The following is a 20,121-nucleotide window of genomic DNA, read 5'->3' as shown; positions in this document are numbered from 1 at the left end:
GGTGGCAGCAGGCCTTCGAAGCGTTCGCCAGACGGCAATTCGGCACTGACGATCGGGTTGTCGGCGTGCGCCTCGGCGCGCACGTGCGAAGCAACCAGGCGGATGATACGTTCTGCCTCGGACGGGTGCATGTGAACGTCGGTATCGACCCGACCTTCGCCTAACCGGTCGAGTCGCAGCGCGCCGTCGGGATTGACCATCACCTCGATGACGGACGGATCGGCCAGGGCTTCGGTGATTGCCGGACCCATGGCGGTGCGCAGCATGACACGCCGCCGGTGGTCGGCCTCGGGATGAGAGCTCATCCTTCCCCTCCCCCACCATTGTCTTTGCTAAGCGACTTTTTGCCGGAAGCGATCTGGCGGCCGACCTTCTCAACGAATTTCTCGAAACGCTCTTGGGCAATAGCCTGCGTTGCCCGATCCGGGACCGGCGTGTGGGCGTGAAGGGTGATCGAAAAGCGGATGAAGAGCGCCAGGCTCTCCAGGATCACCTCGGAATCGCGCCTGACGTGGGCAAGATCGCGGGAGAGCCGGTCAAGCCTTACGCCGTAGCGCCGATCGAACTCGCTCTCGCCACGCCGCTCGATGAACGCCTCGATCGCCTTCGCCACGATCGCTGATTTGGTCGTTGACGGATCGCGACTGAGGTTGTCCAGTTTCTCGCTGAGCTCCGGCTCAAGCAGAAACTGATGGCGAATGCGGTGCGGCTTCATGCGGCTCGTTCCGACGGCCCGGCGTTGCGCCGGCGACGGGAGAAGCATCGGCCAGACGCTCAAAATTGCTTATGGCCGTTATCTACGCTGAGGTGCGCTCTGCAACTCAGCGGACTTCAGAAGCCGGGAATGACATCGTCGCCCCTGCCCTCGTTGATACCGTAGGCGCGGGCCGCAGTGGAAATCCGATCCATGACACGCTTGTCCGCGAGCGCTTCGCTGTCATCGTCTGCGGGCTTGTACAGATCGGCCTGATCGGGCTCTTGAGAGACAACAACGTCTTCTTCGGGCAGGCTTGGATGGCGTTGCTGCTGAACGCCTCCCTCGTCTTCAACTGGCGCGTCGGCGCTTTCCTCGTCCGCAGCAAGTCGGCTATCGACGCTGCACACTTGTCCAGTCCAGCCGTCCGGGCGTGATGCAGGGCAGTCCGCATAGGGTCCGTCGTGCAGCACCGGCGCAGGCAGCACCCGATCTGTGAAATTCTGATCCTGATAATAGCGCAGCTTCTTGGCGCGGATCGGCGGCAACCCAGAAACCAGGACCAATTCGTCTGACGGCGGCAATTGCATCACCTCGCCTGGCGTCAGGAGCGGGCGCGCGGTTTCCTGGCGGCTCACCATGACATGTGAAAGCCAGGGCGCAAGCCGATGGCCCGCATAGTTGCGCATCGACCTAAGTTCGGTTGCGGTGCCGAGGGCATCCGAGATGCGCTTGGCCGTGCGTTCGTCATTGGAGGAAAAGGCAATTCGCACGTGGCAATTGTCGAGAATAGCATTGTTCTCGCCATAGGCCTTTGAAACCTGGTTCAAAGATTGTGCGATCAGATAGGAGCGAATGCCATAACCTGCCATGAAGGCGAGCGCCGTTTCGAAGAAGTCGAGGCGACCGAGCGCCGGAAACTCGTCCAGCATCATGAGCAGCTGATGCTTACGGCTCTTCTTCGGGTCCCCCTCCAGACGCTCCGTCAACCGCCTGCCGATCTGGTTCAAGATCAGTCGCACCAAAGGCTTGGTGCGCGAGATATCCGAAGGCGGCACGACCAGATAGAGCGACAGCGGTCGCTCTCCATCCACTAGGTCAGCGATGCGCCAGTCGCAGGACGAAGTGGCCGCCGCGACCGTTGGATCACGATAAAGCCCAAGAAAGGACATGGCGGTCGAGAGGACGCCTGAGCGCTCGTTTTCCGACTTGTTCAGGAGTTCGCGAGCCGCCGAGGCCACTACGGGATGGACCTGAGGGTTATGCCCCGTCCCGAGATGGTTTGTCGTCATCATCCGCCGTAGCGTTGCGGCAAACGAGCGTTGCGGGTCCGACAGGAAGGTGGCGACGCGGGCTAGCGTCTTGTCCTCTTCAGCGTAGAGCACGTGCAAAATGGCGCCAACTAGGAGTGAATGGCTGGTCTTCTCCCAGTGATTCCGTCGCTCCAGCGCGCCCTCGGGATCGACGAGGATGTCGGCGATGTTTTGAACGTCCCGGATCTCATCTGGGCCTTTGCGCACCTCCAGCAGCGGGTTGTAGCGTGCCGATCTCGGGTCGGTCGGATTGAACAGAAGGCAGTACGAGAATTTCGACCGCCAGCCGGAGGTCAACTGCCAATTTTCGCCTTTTATATCATGAATGATGGCAGACCCGGTCCAGGAAAGTAGCGTTGGAACAACCAGCCCCACGCCCTTGCCCGAACGCGTCGGCGCAAATGCCATGACGTGCTCCGGGCCGTCATGGCGCAGATAGCGATCGTTCAGCCTACCGAGGAAAACGCCCGCCGGCCGTAACAACCCTGCCGTCTCGACCTCATGAGTCGTGGCCCACCGTGAAGACCCATAGGTCGTAACCGACCCGCGCTGTCGCGCGCGCAAAAGCGAGCCTGCGATTGCGGCGGCACAGCCCAGGAATCCGCTGGCGCCTGCAAGCGTACCGGCTTTGTCGAAGACCTCCGGCGCATAAGCATCGAAGTGGAACCACCATTCAAACAGCTTCCACGGCTTGTAGATTGGCCAGCCGGCGAAGAGAAACCATGGTGCGCCGAGAGGCGTCTGGTAGGTCAGCATTTGAGCGCACCATTGGGTTGCCGTCCATACGCCGATAATGACAATTGCGCACACAACGGCGATCTGCCCGATCAGTAGCTTCGTAGGTGTCATCGGCTTGGCCCGCTGAACAACGCGACCTAGCATCGCGCGGTGCAGCCGGGACAGGAATGTTCCTCACATACGATTTGGGAGCAATGAACGACTTCCTACTATGCAGGTCGGTCAGCACGCGTGTTGCGCCTTCACGCGACACCATCCTCTCCATTCACCCTGAGGCCCGGCGCCGCCGACAGTTGCGTGACCGCTCCTCCGCAAAGTTATCTTCTGCGTTCAGGGAGCCAGGGCGCCTGGGCTGGCTGATGAACACCGTCCGCTCGCGCATGTGGGGTCGAATTGATTTGTGCCCAAGTGGAGGCAGGCTCATCATTCAACAGTTGCCGCAGTTCCCCTGACTCGAACGCCATCATTGGTGGGGAGGCAGGCTCGTCTTCCAACAGTTGCCGCAGTTCCCCTGGCTCGAACGCCATCATCGGTGGGGAGGCGGGTTCATCCTCCAGCAGCTGCCGCGGCTCTTCCTCGTGCGGCAAGCGCCTCCTTAGCCGGTCTTGCAGCGCCTGCCGATCGGCAACGAGGTTGTCGAGGGGCAGCGGCTCGTGGTCTGGCCGCTGCCCTTTCACCAATCGTTCAACCAGCGCCCACGTGCCCTCCAGGACAAATACGCCGCAATCATAATGGTTCGTCTGTCTGGCCATGGGGGCTGGCGCCAAGGTAGCATTCAGCAGTCCTGCGAGCTGTTTTGCAGGCACGTCGTTATATCCCTCTCGCTGGAGGGAGTCGTAGTGATAGGCGAACCGCCTTTCGGGGTCGCGGCGATCAACGAGCAGCAGCGACCAATGGGTGCCGGGGCTAGTAGCCGTGCCATTATTCACTGGCAAGAACAGGAAGTCGGCTGTGGCGTTGTTTTGATTATAGATGGACTGCAATATGCCTCGAGCGTCTTGCGGCGACGTGTGTCGCAGTAGATGGGATACGGAAGGATCCACCAGCCGAGTCCGGGCAGCGAGCGCCGGATTGATCCCCTGCAGTTGCCGCTCCAGCAAATTGTAATCTCTCTGGACATGGGCGTCGCTCAGCCATTCGGCGGCGCCGAGCACCCGCCCCGTTGCAACGTTGGACGGGGCTGTCGGATCGAGCGCCCCGATCTGAGCCCCAGAGGAACTGGTCGTCAGTGTGGTCACATCAACCAGTGGAAGGCCGCGGTAGGTGCCTGGCAGCTTAGCGGTTGCTGGCGAGGCGGGTTGGGGAGCTCTTGCCGGTGCCGCTGGCCCAGCTTCAGCAGCGGCCCCAACGCGCCTGGTGACTGCGTCTGCCGGATGAGCAGCAAGGACAGTTTCGCGCCCGAGCACAATGCGCGGCAGGATATCCCGGAGGTGAGCCAATGCAGAACCGATACTTAGTCTATTACCATAGGAGACAGCCTTGAAGCTCTCAACATCTTTATCCAGCGATTTGTCGTGAATCCGAGCGGCAATCCCAGGCTTGTTATTTTGACGCAGATACTGGCTAAAATGTCTAAGAAAATTTGTATAGCCGCCCACGGTATCTGGATTCCGTCCGGTCGCAGGCGCTGCCAGGTACTCCTTGGTCGAAGCGGCTCTGTAATCTCTAATGAGCTCGGCATCGTCAGGATAGGGGATCACGAGAGGGCGACCCATAATCGGGGCTCCGCTTGTCGACTTCTTGAGGTAACGCAGTGCGCCAGCCACGGTGGAGGAACCACCCGTACTCTCGTACTCCTTGAGATCCTGATCCAGCGACGAATGGTAAAGCCGAGCAGCAAACCCTGGCTTGTTGTTTTGAAGGAGCCACCGACTAAAGCCGAAAAGAGAATTTACATTGAAAGTGACCGTGTTCGCGCTGGCCTTACCCGCGTGGAATGCTGCCCTCAGCCCTTCGATAGCGGTCGCATCGTTGGAATAGACAGGACGCTTGTCGGAACCGTTGGGGACTACAATTGGACGATCCGGCTGCACTGTCGAGGACATCGAACCACCACCTCCGGGATGCGGTGCTGGGGTGGATTCGTGTTCATCCCTCTGCCTGACGAGCTGCGCCTCAGATTCCGGTGTAGCCACCTTATGAGGATCCTGCATCGGTTCGATCCCCTCCATCTCCTGCTGCAACCAAGCCAAAGCTTGGCGAGCGGCGGCTTCATCAACCGCGGAGGATGTCTCCACACCTCTGGCGGACGCCGGCAGAGCCTGCTCCGCCCGCCGTCGAAAGAGCTCTGGCGAGGCGGATTTCTCCGCCCACAATCTGGGCTGCGTAGCGAGTCCCCGTCCAGATTTATGTGGCACCGCCTCGCTTGGCAGCGGGCTGCTCCTGTCCCGTGCAGCTACCAGCCCCTCCGGGGCGCCCTGGTCGCCGTGGCGCCAGTTCAAGTGAGGGACGGCCTCTCCAAAGTCGGGTGCTTGGTGTTGGTGCGCGGTTGGGGCGAGAGACAATGGTAGATCGGTGCCCTCCTTATAACCTACCGGCAGGAGCTCCTCTGGCCAATCGAATCCCTGCTGTGGTGCGGTATGCTGAGCAGCGTCGCCACGGGGACGAGCCTCCATGCTGACCGCGTTTTCCAGATGACTCCCGAGTATAACGCGCGGCGGGTGCTTGCGGATATAAACCAGTGCAGATTCGATCGGAGCTCCACGAGTAGAGGAGGCGGCCTTGTAGCTCTCAACATCTTTATCCAGCGATTCATCGTAAATCCGGCCCGCAATCCCGAGCTTGTCATTTTGACGTAGGTAATGACTGAAATGGTTAAGAGCAGTTGCGTAGCCGCTCGCGGATCTGAAATGTCTAGTGAGCGCGGCGTCGTCAGGATGGGGGTTCAGGACAGCGCGACCCACAATCGGGGCGGCTCCGCCTATCGGCTTCATCAGTTGACGCAGTGCGCCAGCCACTGTGGAGGAACCACCCCTACTCTCGTACTCCTCGAGATCCTGGCTCAGCGACGGATGGTAAAGCCGAGCAGCAAACCCTGGCTTTTTGTTTTGAAAGAGCCAACGACTAAAGCCGAAAAGAGAATTTGCGCTGCGAGTGACCGTGTCCGGCCTGGCTTTACCCGCAAGGAGTGCAGACTTCAGCCCTTCGATGGCGGTGGCATCGTTGGAATAAACAGGACGCTTGTCGGCACCGTCGGGGGCCACAATTGGACGATCCGGCTGCACTGTCGAGGGCATCGACCCATCGAGATGCGGCGCTGGGGTGTATTCGTGCTCATCCCCCTGCATCGCGAGCTGCGCCTCCCGTTCCGATGTACCCACCTGATGGGCAGGGAGTTGCATCATCGCGCGAGCGCCTGAGTCACCAACCTGACCTGGTTGCCGCTCAGTGACAGCATGCTGCAGATTGCTTTGGATCCTCTGCCTCTTCGTTGGTCTCAACTCACCTTTGCCATGCGAGCCATTGACGAGGACATCCTCGCCTGGTGCACTCATCAACTCATCCGCCGCCTGCAATTCGCCCAAGTGCTGCTCAAAACCGGCTTGGCCGGCTTGTCCGCTTGCTCGTGCGGTACGGCGTGCTGCACCTGCAGCCAAGCTGCTACGATGAATGTCCAGTTTGTACGGGTGCACGCTAGCCTCACTTCCACAGATCACATGAGCAACCTACTCAGGCAAGCTTTCGAAAGGCTGACGAGGTCCGCCGCCGCGGAAGGCGAAGGCTGGTTTTCTGCTCAGCGGTTGACGGCCTAGCGTGTTGCGGCCGCGCCGGGTATCACGCCAATCAATCTGAATAGTCGATGCGTCAAACGAACCAGGATAGGATTTTCGTAGCGGGGCTGCTCTACTCACTCTTGTCCTGAGGTAGAATTCAACCATATCGCCGAGCAACTGGATGCCGATTGGATACCCGATCCGGAAAGCTTCAGCTCATATGTGACGCGAGGATGAGAATCGTGGCAGCTCCAGACCGACGGGCTGCCACCCACAGCGGCGATGACCGACGAGGGTCTTCTATTGCCAAGGTAATCGTCCGTTCGGGGACCTATGTGTTCCTATGCTCGTCGAGCGGATCGGGTGGGCCGCACCGCCGTAGCGTTACGGCGAGCGGAAGCGGCGTTGGGTGCGGCTTTTCCCCTGAACGCTTCACACCAGGCTGATAGGGGATCTTGCAATCGCACACACGCGGTCTGCAGGCGTGCCTATCAAGCAGTTTGCTCAGACCAACGTCGCGGCGAGCCTATCCTCAATACGCAGCGCAAGTCCTAGACTCCACGATCGTCCTTCGGTGCAGATTTGCTCGCGCCTCGCCCTGATTACAGCCGATAAGGCGAGCTAACAATTGCAAGAGCCACAAGCTACTCCAGCTCGATCGGTTTGCTGTTCCAGTCGGGCGGGGTCTGACCGAGAATGTTGCGAACGAAGAAGTCTAGGAGTTTGCGCTCGGTGTAGGTGCCTAGAGTATGGTGATTGGCACCAGGAACGTAGACAATGTCAAAATCTTTTCCTGCCTTGATGAGTCGATCGGCAAGCTGGAACGAGCAAAACGGATCGACATTATCATCCATTTCGCCGACCGCGATCATCAGCTTGCCCTGCAGCCTGTGAGCATTGTCAACGGCGGAGGATTGCGAATATTCAATGCCGACCGGCCACCCCATCCACAGTTCATTCCACCAGGTCTTGTCTATCCTGTTGTCGAAGCAGCCGTTTTTGGCGACGGCGACCTTGTAGAAATCGGGGTGAAAGAGCAGCGCGCTGACTGCACTCTGGCCGCCGGCGGATGCGCCAAAAATGCCGACGTTGGATATGTCGTACCATGGATATTGCGCGGCCGCCGCCTTGTGCCACAGAATGCGATCGGGAAATCCTGCGTCCTTCAGATTCTTCCAAGCAACATCATGGAAGGCGCGGGAGCGGTTGTTGGTGCCCATGCCGTCGATCTGAGCAACGACGAAGCCCAGCTGCGTGAGCGGCTCTGTCCACCGCGAGAAGGATTTTGGGACGAAGGAGCCGTGGGGTCCAGCATAGATATTCTCCACAACCGGGTATTTCTTCGTCGGGTCGAAGTTGGCTGGCAGGTGGAGCACACCCCAGATGTCAGTTTTGCCGTCGCGCCCCTTGGAATGGAAACTGAGCGGCGGCTGCCAGCCTGCGGCGACGAGCTCGGAAATGTCGGCCGTCTCGATCTGCTGGAGCTTGGCATTGTCGCTGGCGCGGTAGAGTGCCATGCGCGGGGGCAGATCGATGCGTGACCAGAGATCGACATAATAGCGCCTGTCAGGCGAGAACTCGATATGGTGGTTGGCCGGTTCGGGCGTCAGTGCAGTCAGTCCCTTGCCGTCAAAGCCGATGCGGTAAGCATGGACCCAATAGGGGTCCTCCTGCGAGTTCATCCCGCTCGCCTCGAACCAGATCTGACGCTTCACCGGATCGACATGGTTGACCCTCCGGACGACCCACTCACCTCGGGTGATCTGGTTTTCGAGCGCGCCTGTCCGGCCGTTGAAAAGATACAAATGCTCATACCCGTCGCGCTCTGATGCCCAGATGATCTCCTTCCCGTCATCGACATCGTAACGGAAGATTTTTCCGGCATCCTCCTGGCCATGCCCCAGCGGCAAATAATCCACGAATGTCTCGCTGGTCTCATCGATCAGGGAGCGCCCGCGGCCCGAGGCGGCGTCTACCTCGACCAAGCGATAGAGCTGATGCCCGCGCTGGTTATATTCGAAAGTGAAGCCGCGGCTGTCCGCCCACCACCGGAGAGGGGAAAGTTCGAAGACGTTCGAGAAGAGGGCACCGTCAATCACGATCTGGCGCCGGCCGGCAATGTCGAACAGGACTGGTTGGGGCAGCGGAAGGACATCGCCCGGCCTGGGATAGAATATTGTTGAATATTCCCGCTCCAACTGGTCCGTCGATGAATTGAGGTAGCGGACCTCTCGCCTATAGCCGGGGCGAACAAGGTAAGCGGCGAGGTGGCGCGAGTCCGGCGACCAGCTCAGCGTCGAAAAGACGTAGCAATTGCCTTCGGCTCCGTCCCGGCTCAGAGGAACATCCTGCAATCCGTCCTCGCTGCGCAGGAAAACGTTGCAGTTCTTGATATAGGCGATCCATTTGCCGTCGGGCGACGCGTTGCTCTTGTCGGGGTTGTTCTCCGCTGGCGGCGTGTAGCGGTGGCTGAGCTCCCTACGGTCCCCTTTCCTTGCATCGAATGTGGTGCTGGTACAGTCATAGCTTGCAAGGTCGCAGCTCCACCGGGTGTCTTCAATCTGGAAGTCGAGCCTGCGACCATCCTCACTCAGTTCGAAACGGTCGAACGGAAGATTGCCGGCTTGATAGCTCTCATGGCTCACCTTGTTTAGCGCTGCCGCCAGACGCGCCTGATCGAAAGCGGGCCGCTTGAAACCCGTGGCAGCATCGACCTGCATGAACTGCTGCTCGCCGTGGCTAGTCCGGCGGTAGACGAAGGCTTCACCCCCGGTCAGCCAGAAAGGCATTTTGGGGACATTGACAGTGAGCCCGCCATATCGATCGTTGATCGTAAGTGCGCGCTTGAAATCGGCCGGCGCTAGCGTCGGGTGTAAACTTTTCGAACCCTTGGCCAGCGTCTGAGTTGCCGATCGCCATGCCGCGCGCGTCAAAGCGCCGATCCTGGACATACCTGTTCACTTCTTTCGGTTTTCGGAATGCTAATTTTGAAGTTGGGTTCTCGTCGCCGGTCTGCAGCAGCGCCGAGCGTCGCCTTGGAGGAGAGCCAGCACGCGGGTGCAGCCAGGCACGCGCAACAGGGGCGCTCCTTGGACATCCAGGCACTGGTTCGGGTGCCGATTGAAGAGTTGGCGTCCGTCGCCGAAACAACCAGGAAAGAGCGTCCATGCAGCCCTGACGCGACTATTTCCCCGCGAGTATGGCCGCTTGCTTTTCTGCATCATCTGAAAGGTCCTGCTCTAGTCGGGCCGGATGTCACCCCGGCAGATTGTGCTATTTCGACAATCTCCGAGCGATTGCCGCCGGCCCATGACGAGGTTTACCGATAGGGCGCAATATGCGTGCCAAAGGAAAAGCGGTTTAATACACGGCAATCCGCCTATGTCGCATCCCCAACATCGTCGCACACCGGACAATGCCGGACGATATTGTCCCGGGGCGTCAAATTGGTTTGATGGTGACCCAACAACTGGCGGATGACGATCTCGAAATGCGCGACAACGGCCTCGGTGGACACTGTCGCCGCGCCCAGCACGCTGGCCGCCTGCCCGGCGATGTCCGCGCCCAGGCGGATGGCCTTGGCCACGTCGACGCCATCGCGGATCCCGCCCGACGCGATCAGCTTCACCGTTGGCAGCGCCCGACGCACCGCCTGCACGCTGGTCAGGGTGGGAATCCCCCAATTGGCGAATGACATCGCCACTGCACGGTCGGCGGCATTGCGGGCGCGCTCGCCCTCCACTGCGGCCCAACTGGTGCCGCCGGCGCCGGCGACATCGATTACCGCCACGCCCGCCTCGACGAGCGCACAGGCCACCGAGGCGGACAGGCCGCCCCCACTTCCTTGGCCACGATCGGCACGCCCACGATGCGCGCGGCGCCAGCGATCAGCGCCAGGACGCCGCGCCAGTCGCGGTCGCCCTCCCGGCTGTACCGCTTCCTGCAGCGGATTGAGATGGACGATGAGCCCATCGGCCTCCAGCGCGTCCACCGCGCGACGCGCCAGGTCCAGGCCGTCGGCCTCCCGCAGTTGCGCGGCGCCGATATTGGCCAGCAAGGGAATGTCTGGCGCCAGGCGGCGCAGCGCGCGCGTTAGCCCCTGGGAGTTACGGGATTGCAGGCTCACACGCTGCGAACCGCACATGGCGATCCGCAAGGCTTGCGCTGCCTCGCTCAAATGCCGGTTGATGGCCTCGGCCCGTGGCATGCCGCCGGCCATAGAGCTGATCAGCAGCGGCGCGCGCATAGCCTTGCCCAGCAGCGAGGCGCGCAGGTCGATCTGCGTCAGGTCCAACTCGGGCAGTGCGCAGTGTTCGAAATGGATGTACTCCCAGCCAGCGGCCACCGTGGCCGGCGCCGTTCGCCGATCCAGCACCAGCGAAGCGCGCAGCTGAGCGCAGCCCTCGAATCCGGAGAGAACGCACGGTACGCCGTGCCCCAGCGCCTGCTCCACGGCGGCGAGCTGCTCCGGCGCGATCAGGCCAACGTCGTTGCAATCGTCTAGCCAGAACAGCAGCGCCAGTTCGCGATAGAACGCCACGATCAGCGTTTCGTTCTGCGGATCACGGCCGGTGCGGGCGCTGGTGTCGCGCAGGCTCGGGTGAATGCGTTGCAGGATTGGGGGACGCGTGACGCAGTCAAAGCTCCCCTTGCCAAGCACGGAGCAGGCGAGTGAGAGAGCAGATGAATAGGCGTGTCGCCAATATTTTCGCATTGCTATAATCGATTATAGTTGTGAGGAGCAATTTGAGACCATTTACTTGCGGCTCAAGTCACCCATAAAAGAAGGCAAGCACCGATTCGGTAGCTTATCCCCTGTCTTTCGCGTACTCGCGGCCGTGGCGCCGGGTGAACGATTGAAGACCGCCGGTCTCACTCGCAGGTGGGCGCCAGGGCGTGGGACGGTTGGCAAGCCACAGGAGTAGGACAATGTCGAAGGATTCGGGTAAGGGCGATAATCACGGCGGCGGGCCGGGCAAGATCGAGATCACGATGGTGGTGAACGGCCAGCCCACGCAGGTCGAAGCCAATCCCAACCAGCCGCTTCACGTCATTCGTACCAAAGCCCTTGAGAACACGCAGAATGTCGCCCAACCAGCCGAGAATTGGGAATTGAAGGATGAGGCCGGCAACTTGCTCGACGTCGACAAGAAGCTTGGCGATTTCGGTTTCCCGAATACTGTGACCCTGTTCCTCAGCCTGAAGGCGGGCGTCGCAGGTGCCTAAACCCCAAAGTGTGGATCCGGAGGTCTCCCGAGCGAAGTTTGATCGGGAGATCGGCCGGTTCCGGCCATATGCTGATGTCTATCGGGCTCAGGGCTGCTTCTTGATCGAGGCGACCTTTCCGCGCGCTTTCTTCATTTTCGCAAGCCTCAAGTTAAAACCACGGGTGATCAGCGCAGCGAGCGAGGTCGACTTCACCGACTACGACTTAAGACCACCGTCCGTGGTCTTCGTCGATCCGTTTACGCGTCATCCGATTGCCCGGAAAGATCTATACCTGAAAATGCTTAGACGTCCGCCGCTGCCCGGAACGCCGCCGGAGATGATAGGAGCTCTCATCCAGCAGAACGCCGTGCCGCTGACGGACTTCATCCAGGCCAACAGTCCCGAGGACGAACCATTCCTGTGCATGGCGGGCGTCCGGGAATACCACGACAATCCAGCCCATTCAGGTGATCCATGGCTACTTCATCGGGGTTCTGGCGAAGGCTGTTTGGCCTTCATCCTGGACAAGATCATCAAGTACGGAATCATTCCTATAGAGCAGTTGCAGATTCAACTCCCACCGGCAATCGTAGGAATGGTGGTATCCCCTCAGGCGATACAAGAATGACTGGTTTGAGAGATGTAACGATCGTGACTCTCCCGCGCGGCTGCATCTCGACCACGCATGGGCATCTGCGCTCAGTTGGTCGCGAAGGCAATGAGGGGATGGCGCTCTGGGTCGGCGTTCAGCAAGACCGGCACTTTGCCGTAACAGAGACGGTTATCCCGGCGCAGCGTCACATTCGGACAAACGATGGCGTTTGCGTGATCGTTGCGGCCGAAGAACTGCACCGGCTCAATGTCTGGCTCTACAAAAGCGGCCTGAAACTCTTGGCCCAGATTCACAGCCATCCGGGCCGCGCCTACCATTCGACGACGGACGACGCTTATGCGGTTGCTACCACGGTTGGGTGTCTGTCGCTGGTAGTGCCGAATTTCGCCCGCGAGCCTTTCGATTTTGCTCGGGTCGCCGCCTATCGGCTTGACGAAAAGGCCAAATGGAATGCGCTCCCTCCCGCGGCACTGTCGCGAATGATCATGATATCGAGTTGAACAATGGCATTCGCTAACTTCATCGATCGTGCCGCCACGGCGGCATCTCAGGTCCTGGCCGATTTTCATCTGGGAGACTTCAAAGCAGCTCTTGAAAAGCAGGTCGTGGCAGTCGCCTTCGACCATCAGGCCGCTTCCTGCGCCGAAGGCCAGGCGACACTAGATCTTGCGGTGAGATTGCTCGCTAGGCTCTACCCGGTTCTGGCGATACTCCCGCTGGACAGCGCGGCGAGCTCTCAAGCCCAAGCGCTGGAGCGCTTGGCAAAGTCGATCAATCCAAAAGTCGGCATCCGGCGTTCCGGCAAGTCTGCCACCGTCTGCGTCGTTGCAGGGGTAACGCGCCCATCACTCCGGTGCCCGATCTTTTTCGTGGGATCGGACGGTTGGGCGGCAAAGCTGTCGCGTACGGACCCGGTGGGCTCTGGCCCAAGTCTGCTGCCTTTTGGAGCTGGCGCCGCCAGTTGCTTCGGCGCCGCCAACGTCTTTCGAACTATCTTCGCCGCCCAGTTGACCGGCGCCGAGTTGGACGAAACCATCGACCTCTCGCTATGCAGCTACGACAAGACCAAAGCCGGGGAGGCTGGCCCGATCGACTTCCCAGTCGACCTTGGCGAAACCCACCTCGTTGGGCTCGGTGCGATAGGCCATGGCTCGCTTTGGGCGCTAGCGAGACAACCCGATCTCAAGGGTCGTCTGCATGTAATCGATCACGAAGCGATCGAACTCTCAAACCTGCAGCGCTACGCATTGGCCGGCCAGGCGGAGATTGGTATGTCCAAGGCGGTTCTTGCAGCCACCGCCCTTAGATCGACTGGCCTTGAGGTCGAGGCGCACCCTCTGACGTGGGCAGAATATGTTGCGCGCCGGGGCAATTGGGTCTTAGACCAAGTGGGTGTGGCGCTTGACACCGCCGCCGACCGTCTGGCTGTCCAAGGTGCACTGCCGCGATGGATCGCAAACGCTTGGATGCAGGAGCACGATCTCGGTATCTCCCGGCATGGTTTCGATGACGGCCAGGCTTGCCTTTGTTGCATGTACCTGCCATCCGGAAAATCCAAGGACGAGCACCAGCTGATTGCCGAGGAACTCGGAATACCGGAAGCACACGAGCAGGTGAAAACGCTCCTGCAGACAAATGCCGGAGTTCCCAACGACTTTGTAGTTCGCGTGGCTACAGCGATGGCTGTGCCGTTTGAACCGCTAGCCCCGTTTGTCGGCCAGCCCCTGCGCTCCTTTTATCAGCAGGCTATCTGCGGCGGTCTGGTGTTCCAGCTTAGCGAAGGAAGTCGCCGCGTTCGAACTGTGGTTCCGATGGCCTTTCAGTCGGTGCTTGCCGGGATTATGCTTGCCGCGGATTTGGTCAAGCATAGTGCGGGGTTTCCCATGAGCCCGACGACGAGCACTCGGGTGAATCTTCTGCGCCCCCTTGGCTCTCACTTGCACGATCCGAAGGCCAAGGACTCCAGCGGCCGCTGCATCTGTAGCGACGACGATTTCATTGCCGCTTACAGGCGCAAATACGGAGCGCGTTGATCAGGTAAGCGATGTCTCGGCCGCCTAAGCAGACGCGCACCTCTCCGTAGACGCAGGGGGCGCGGCTTGTGGGCGTGACCATGGGCGCCATTATGACACGCTTGGCCCGCTCCTTTGCCGGCCTATCGTCCTCCGCGCATGATCCCGTGCCGACGTGATGATCCAGCACCAGCCGCCATGGCACCAGAGGCTGGTCAAACCTCCGTTGTTGGCCGGTTTGGACAGTGCTGCATCAGGTCTCGACCGACGTCTCGACAGTCAGGGCTGCTTCGACGGGTGTGAAGATGTCAACATCGACCCCAGGCGCCCGAATCGTCACAATCAGGGCGTACCGAGCCAGAGCGTCGACGCGTTCCAGGTAAGGCTTCTCCTTCCACCAGCCCCCGACCGGGAACACGCCGATCGCGTCACGCTCGGCGAGATCGGCGGCGCTGCCCGACCAGAAATCGGCGTGCAACGAGCCGCGATCGCGGAAGGTGCCGAGCAGCCACTCTTCTCCGCCTCCAGCAGGCGCCCCTTCCTCCTCGTCCCGAGCGGCCTGATTGATGCGGGCTCGGAATTCGTCGACTGTCTCGGTCGCTGACTTTACTCTGAACCGAAGACCATGGGACGCGTAACGATGCCGGCGGGTCCATCCGCGTTCACCGGGGTTGGGTTCGATGAAATAGGACAGCGTGACGCGGAGCTCGACCTGGGCAGCGCCGAGCGCCGCGAGCTGCTCCTTCGGCCAAGGCAGGCGATGCAGCTTCATGTCACGCGTTTTGGCAGCCGCGCCGCCCTCGCGCTGGAAAGGCTGAAGCTCATCTTCAACGATAAGCGTGAGGTCGTTCACCGTTGACAGAAGCGCGCGCCCAAGATCTGGCACGCCGTAACCATAGCGCCGCACGAGCGCCTGGATCTCGCCCTTCGCTCCGTTGCACGCATCGATGCGTGCGCGCATCGCCGGAGTCCATTCGGCCGAGTGGACGATCAGGGCGCGAACCGATTCAGGCCACAGCTCGGGGCGCGCTGATAGAATTAGTCCCGCCATCCGTGCGGCATGGGCCGTTGCCGCGCTCGTATCTCCGAGGGTGGTGAAGTGGCGCAGTTCGGGTCGACAGAAAGTGGTCAATATCTGCAGATCGTCGATCGGCTCGCCGGGCAACACACCGTCATGGGCGAGATTGCCGCCTTCGAAGACGACCTCGGGCTTCACCGGCCACTGCCTGTCCCAAACGACCGAAGTGCGACTGCGCGGCGAGAGCTCGCCGACCGGCGCGATCGGAGCGTAGCCCGAAAAGTCGGTGTCAATGATATCGACCTTTTCTGTGAAAGCGCCGACCGTCAGCGCATTCCAGGCCTGAGAAGGATCATCGACTGCTTCCAGATCGTTGCGCGTCAAATGCTCGGCCGGCATGAGGTCATCGCCGATGTTGCCGGCAGAGAGAACGATCAAGCGTCGCTGTTCCTCTTCGAAACAGAGTTGGTCGATAGCGGCAGACCACGATGTGGGCCTTCCACGCGCCGGACTGGCGCTTGTCACAGCCATTGCGATCGCGCGGCGGCGCTCCGGCGCCTGCACCTCGGCGCGGGCGATCGCTTCCGCGGTGATCGCGCCATAGAGTTCTGGATCGTTTGCCTCGTCTTCTGGCGGAAGGATACGAACACTCTCCAGCCGAAAGGGCAATGGAACTGGATCGCCTCCGACCAGGAGCGGGACCAGATCACCGTACAGGCCGACACCTGCCATTCGCGTCCCGTGGCCGCTCCACGCAGGTGTGTCGTCGCTGCCCCATGCCGGTTTGACGGTGTGCCAGTCTTAAACGGCAAGTGCGGGTTCGATCAACGGGTGGGTGCGACGCACGCCGCTGTCGAGAATGCAGACCGCAATATCGGATTGAGGCGGTCTGACGCGCCCGAGAAGCTCGTCGCTCCAGTCCCTTTGCTCCGCGCCGCCAAGGCCCAGGAAGAAGGACGGCGTATCCTTCGCGCGCCGCAGCTCGGCGACGACATCGCTGTGCGCAATCATGCGGTCGAGCATTGCCGTGCTGGCGAGGGCCAGCATGACCACCCGCTCCGGAAACCTAACCGCATGCGTGCGCAAAGTGATGTTCAGGGCTTCGGCAATGTGCTCGAAGTTCTCGCGGCGACCGTCGCGCAGCCAGACTTCCCACCACACCTGCTCGTCAGCGGCCTGGGGGAAGAGGTCGTCGTGGTCGGTAAACAACGATCGTGCAGTCGCCAGCCTGACTGTCTCCATGCGGGAGACGAGCGGCTCGTTGCGCGGTCTGCCGCGGTCAGTATCAACGTCTCGATACGCCTCGACTTTCCGCAAATAATAGGCTTGCGCGCTTTGCGGCAGGAACACCGACGCTGTGATGGGAGCACCGGGTTGAGTTGGCTCATGGACGGCGACCAGCTCCATGTGCTGGCGACGATCGGCCAACTGGTCGAGGGCCGCCCGTCCGGACATGGGCAGATCGATCGCGAGGTAAAAGCCAGGCGTGCCGACCGACAGCTGGGGGTCACGCGCCGCAATCTGCTGGCGTGCACTTTCGACCGCTTGTTCGATGGATTGCGTCAAGGCCGCAGCATGCGACGCCCGATCACGCGCCGGCAGCGGCGGTGCATGTATAAGTTGGTTGGGCCGCCGATAGGCTTCCCGAATGCCGTTGTTGCGAAGGTGGATATGGGCGCGGTCGCGCGGAAAATCGTCTGCCATTATGATCTGTGCTGTCGCTACTCAAACAGCGACGCCTGCCGGCGTTCCTTCAGAGCGTCGATGAGCGCTTCCGAGGTGATCCGCTTCCCCCCCCGCAATATGATGGTTTTTGCAGCGTCGTCGGCCGCGCGCGTGATCTCGGCCTGCGACAGTCTCTCTGCCTGAGAGATCGCCTCGTTCCAGGCAAGCCCTCTGGTGTCGAAGCGGTCGAGTCGAGCCCGAAGCAGCGCCTCTATAATCGGCCGATCGGGCACGGCGTATTCGATGACATCGTCGAAACGGCGGAACAAAGCTCTGTCGAGCAGCTCGGGATGATTTGTTGCCGCAATAATCAGGCTGTGGCTGTCGTCTTGCTCGAGAAACTGCAGAAACGAATTCAGCACGCGCCGAATCTCGCCAACATCCTGGCGTTCGCCTCGACGCGCGCCGATGGCATCGAATTCGTCAAAGAAGTAGACGCCCCGCGTCGCCTGCATTGCATCAAAAACAAGCCGCAGCTTTCCGGCAGTCTCTCCCATGAACTTGGTGATCAAACCATCGAGGACGATCGTGAAAAGGGGCAGATGAAGCTCCCCGGCCAATGCCGATGCGGTCATCGTCTTGCCTGATCCTGGCGGGCCGACCAGAAGCAGTTTGCGACGGGGAACAAGCCCGTGCTCGCGCAAGCTTGCTTGTTGGCGCTGCTCTCCCAGCACGCGGTGCAGGCGCGAGCGCAGACTGTCCGGCAAAATCATGTCGGTCAGTCGCAGGTCCGGATAGCGCACATGCAGGAGCCCTGCGAGCTCGCCCTTTGGCTGAAAAAGGGGAACCGGCCGACTGCTCTTGACAATCCGGGCGTCCCTGCTCTTGGCTGCGTCGACCAGATCCTTGAGCTCCTGAGCAAGCTTACCATGGCCTTGACGTGCCTCATGCGCAGCAAGCTGCATCGCGATAGAGAGGAAACGATCCTCGTCGCCGGCAATGTGGCTTTTAAGCAGCGTCACGATATGGCGGGCCGTGGTCATGGCTCTCTTCTGGGGTATCCGTTTACTTGGCGAAGCGCATGCAACCTAAACGCTTTCAACGGCGATTTGTATCGCGCAATGGTGTTTTTTCTCTTGTCGATGTTCGCCCGTGGCAACTTCAGCGGTGAACTGTTGCGCCGCGGTCATAGGCCAGCCGGAATAACGCCGGCCAGCAGACAACAGTCCGCATCTTCGAGCGCTCGAAGTCTGGCCACTCACGCAGCGTGTCGGGTCCGAACGCTCCAAAGCCGCCCCGCCTGGCAGGTCCATGCGACCGATTGCGGGCGTGCGGCCATAAGGTCTACGCGGGCTCGCATGGCTGCCCGCGCCGCTGGCTAAAAAGCTGTACACCATCTCACGAAACACCAGGTCCGCTCCTTTGCCGGCCGACGGTCCATGAAATCCCCTCCCCACTTACGACACCGGAGACCTCCTTGCCCACATGGCGCTCAAGCACCGGCCGCCATGGCACCAGCGTGAACTCGCGCGACTTTTCAACGACGGCATATTTTCCGCTGGCAAGCTCGACGGAGCGGCGGAGCGTACCCTCTACTCGTCCTCCGGATCGCGCTTCGGCATAGGGCAGGCCAAGTTCCTCCGACAGTTGGCCAGCAACACGGTTCAGTTCTCGCTGGCGCAGGATCGAAAGCATGTTGGCTCGATAGACGATCCCATCCTGTTCTTTATGCGCGAGGCCTTGCGCGATCAGCCACTGCCGCCGGCGAGCTTGCGCCTCTCTCACGTCGCGGCCGAAGCCGGATCCGTGCAAAGGCTCGGGTCTATCGGCAACCAGCTCCCGGTCGAGCCAGGTGGCGCCGTTGAAGCTGACCTGTCGCTCCAGCGCCATTGAGGAGAGCTTGTCGGCAACGACAGGCTCGGCCCTGGCCCGCTGGCCCTCATAATTCGCGACGCGATCGAGATGGTCCGGCGCGATGAGCCAGGTGCCGTTCGGCTCTCGCTCGACGCCGCCGGTCGCGCGGCGGATCGCCTCCAGCCGCCGCACATGCGTTCGCGCAAAGCTCTCGGTGGCGGATGGGTCATGCTTCAGGTGCATATCGACGTCGTAACGGCCGCCATGCGCGGCGGCGATTTCGGCGATGGTACGATCGACCTGCCTCGGCTCGGTGTTCCTTGGCGCGACACGCACGATGCAGCCATTAGGCATCGTTTCCATCGCCTCGCCTCTACCGATGTTGATCCAATGGCTCTTACCGTCGACGGCGTCGACGATCATGTAATGGCGGTCATTGATCTCGTCGGCCAGTCCACGCGCGACAACGCGACCGACGAGAGACTGGACGGGCTCGCCGGATCGATCGTGGATCACCCAGTCGGCGGCCCTGCGGGCAAGCCCCTTGCCGGTCAGTTCGCGGTGCATGGTCTTGATGATGTCGCCGCGTTCGCCGGTGCGGCGCAGCGTGGCTTCGAGCTCATCGTCGAGGCGCCAGGAGCCAGCGCCGACCTCCGCGGCCAGACCCATCCGCTCGAGCTTGCGCAGCCGTCCCTGGTGCAGCGTCTGGCGAATGGCGTCGGGACCGCCCGGCGAGACCAGGCCGTCATCATCCCGAATGCTGAGCAGCCGACGGTCGATGCTGGTAAAGCGTTCCTGCTCGATTTCCTGGCGCAGGCGCTGCTCGATCTCGCGATCGGTGCGTGGACCAAGATCGAGGCTGACCAGCTCGGCGGCGCGCTCGCGGATGCCGCTCGAAATATACTCACGCGCGATGACGAGATTGTCGCCGCGGTCGTCCTTGCCGCGAACGATGATATGGCTGTGCGGATGGCCGGTGTTGAAATGGTCGACGGCCACCCAGTCGAGCTTCGTGCCGAGGTCTTCTTGCATCTGCGCCATAAGGCGCCGGGTGAGCGGCTTGAGGTCCTCGTACTCGATGCCGTCCTCGGGTGCCACGATAAAGCGGAACTGATGCCGGTCGCCGTTTGCGCGATCGAGGAACGCCTTGCCGTCGACGCGGTCGCTGTCGGCGCCATAGAGCTCGCCAGGTTCGCCCTCGCGGGTGACGCCGTCGCGCTGCAGATAGCGCAGGTGCGCACGCGCCCCGTCCGCGCCCTTGCCGGCGAGCTTGACGATCCGCGCCTTGACGAC

Annotated in this window: 10 protein-coding genes and 4 pseudogenes; 4 read left to right on the top strand and 10 right to left on the bottom strand. The window is 61.2% G+C overall.

Translation table 11 applies throughout. From position 1 onward, the window contains the following. The 7 genes and pseudogenes from EOA36_RS05725 to EOA36_RS37695 all read right to left on the bottom strand — a co-directional run. Nucleotides 1-305 (bottom strand): annotated as a pseudogene (locus EOA36_RS05725) (Flp pilus assembly complex ATPase component TadA); the annotation flags it as partial. After that, complete coding sequence (locus tag EOA36_RS05720; RefSeq protein WP_095488561.1) at nucleotides 302-715, bottom strand: CopG family transcriptional regulator; 414 nt, start codon at nucleotides 713-715, stop codon at nucleotides 302-304. The pseudogene EOA36_RS05725 and the gene EOA36_RS05720, both read right to left, overlap by 4 nt. Nucleotides 716-831: 116 nt before the next feature. Further along, nucleotides 832-2,856: a conjugal transfer protein TraG gene (locus EOA36_RS05715; protein WP_024502848.1), complete on the bottom strand. Its 2,025-nt coding sequence runs from the start codon at nucleotides 2,854-2,856 to the stop codon at nucleotides 832-834. 206 nt (nucleotides 2,857-3,062) lie between these two features. Continuing rightward, nucleotides 3,063-6,269, bottom strand: a complete 3,207-nt coding sequence (locus tag EOA36_RS05710; protein ID WP_245464254.1) for a Ulp1 family isopeptidase — start codon at nucleotides 6,267-6,269, stop codon at nucleotides 3,063-3,065. An 833-nt stretch (nucleotides 6,270-7,102) separates the two neighbouring features. Further along, nucleotides 7,103-9,409 (bottom strand): S9 family peptidase, encoded by a 2,307-nt coding sequence (locus EOA36_RS05705; RefSeq protein ID WP_126080685.1) that lies wholly within the window; start codon nucleotides 9,407-9,409, stop codon nucleotides 7,103-7,105. A gap of 515 nt (nucleotides 9,410-9,924) precedes the next feature. Beyond that, nucleotides 9,925-10,848 (bottom strand): annotated as a pseudogene (fni, locus tag EOA36_RS05700) (type 2 isopentenyl-diphosphate Delta-isomerase); the annotation flags it as partial. Further along, nucleotides 10,837-11,076, bottom strand: a pseudogene (locus tag EOA36_RS37695) (hypothetical protein); the annotation flags it as partial. The pseudogenes fni and EOA36_RS37695, both read right to left, overlap by 12 nt. 311 nt (nucleotides 11,077-11,387) lie before the next feature. Between EOA36_RS37695 and EOA36_RS05695 the strand changes: the two are divergent. From EOA36_RS05695 to EOA36_RS05680, 4 genes are read left to right on the top strand one after another with little or no spacing between them, the layout of a single operon-like run. Then, on the top strand, nucleotides 11,388-11,684 hold the full coding sequence (locus tag EOA36_RS05695) for a DUF2604 domain-containing protein (RefSeq protein ID WP_126057779.1): 297 nt from the start codon (nucleotides 11,388-11,390) through the stop codon (nucleotides 11,682-11,684). Beyond that, nucleotides 11,677-12,294: a putative metal-binding protein gene (locus EOA36_RS05690; RefSeq protein WP_126057778.1), complete on the top strand. Its 618-nt coding sequence runs from the start codon at nucleotides 11,677-11,679 to the stop codon at nucleotides 12,292-12,294. Before EOA36_RS05695 ends, EOA36_RS05690 begins: the two co-directional genes overlap by 8 nt. Beyond that, a complete protein-coding gene (locus EOA36_RS05685; RefSeq protein WP_126057777.1) occupies nucleotides 12,291-12,779 on the top strand; it encodes a Mov34/MPN/PAD-1 family protein in 489 nt (162 codons plus the stop codon). The genes EOA36_RS05690 and EOA36_RS05685 overlap by 4 nt, the downstream gene beginning before the upstream one ends. A 3-nt stretch (nucleotides 12,780-12,782) precedes the next feature. After that, nucleotides 12,783-14,312 (top strand): E2 ligase fold family C protein, encoded by a 1,530-nt coding sequence (locus EOA36_RS05680; protein ID WP_126057776.1) that lies wholly within the window; start codon nucleotides 12,783-12,785, stop codon nucleotides 14,310-14,312. A 232-nt stretch (nucleotides 14,313-14,544) separates the two neighbouring features. On the opposite strand, the pseudogene EOA36_RS05675 reads toward EOA36_RS05680, so the two are convergent. The 3 genes and pseudogenes from EOA36_RS05675 to rlxS all read right to left on the bottom strand — a co-directional run. Further along, a pseudogene (locus tag EOA36_RS05675) lies at nucleotides 14,545-17,013 on the bottom strand (S8 family peptidase). 17 nt (nucleotides 17,014-17,030) lie between these two features. Further along, nucleotides 17,031-18,017 (bottom strand): ATP-binding protein, encoded by a 987-nt coding sequence (locus tag EOA36_RS05670; protein ID WP_126057775.1) that lies wholly within the window; start codon nucleotides 18,015-18,017, stop codon nucleotides 17,031-17,033. Between the two features lie 355 nt (nucleotides 18,018-18,372). Further along, a partial coding sequence (rlxS, locus tag EOA36_RS05665; RefSeq protein WP_127275970.1) for a relaxase/mobilization nuclease RlxS occupies nucleotides 18,373-20,121 on the bottom strand: 1,749 nt, incomplete at its 5' end.

The sequence above is a fragment of the Mesorhizobium sp. M8A.F.Ca.ET.021.01.1.1 genome (genome assembly GCF_003998025.1).
In the GTDB taxonomy this organism is placed as follows: domain Bacteria; phylum Pseudomonadota; class Alphaproteobacteria; order Rhizobiales; family Rhizobiaceae; genus Mesorhizobium.
Note: the sequence above shows the minus strand (reverse complement) of the source record. Positions and strands in the feature narration are given on the sequence as shown.

Bases quoted from the DNA above. Each gene is read 5' to 3' on its own strand.
- EOA36_RS05680 (WP_126057776.1), top strand. From the start codon at position 12,783: ATGGCATTCGCTAACTTCATCGATCGTGCCGCCACGGCGGCATCTCAG.
- EOA36_RS05705 (WP_126080685.1), bottom strand. From the start codon at position 9,409: ATGTCCAGGATCGGCGCTTTGACGCGCGCGGCATGGCGATCGGCAACT.
- EOA36_RS05720 (WP_095488561.1), bottom strand. From the start codon at position 715: ATGAAGCCGCACCGCATTCGCCATCAGTTTCTGCTTGAGCCGGAGCTC.
- EOA36_RS05695 (WP_126057779.1), top strand. From the start codon at position 11,388: ATGTCGAAGGATTCGGGTAAGGGCGATAATCACGGCGGCGGGCCGGGC.
- EOA36_RS05715 (WP_024502848.1), bottom strand. From the start codon at position 2,856: ATGACACCTACGAAGCTACTGATCGGGCAGATCGCCGTTGTGTGCGCA.
- EOA36_RS05670 (WP_126057775.1), bottom strand. From the start codon at position 18,017: ATGACCACGGCCCGCCATATCGTGACGCTGCTTAAAAGCCACATTGCC.
- EOA36_RS05685 (WP_126057777.1), top strand. From the start codon at position 12,291: ATGACTGGTTTGAGAGATGTAACGATCGTGACTCTCCCGCGCGGCTGC.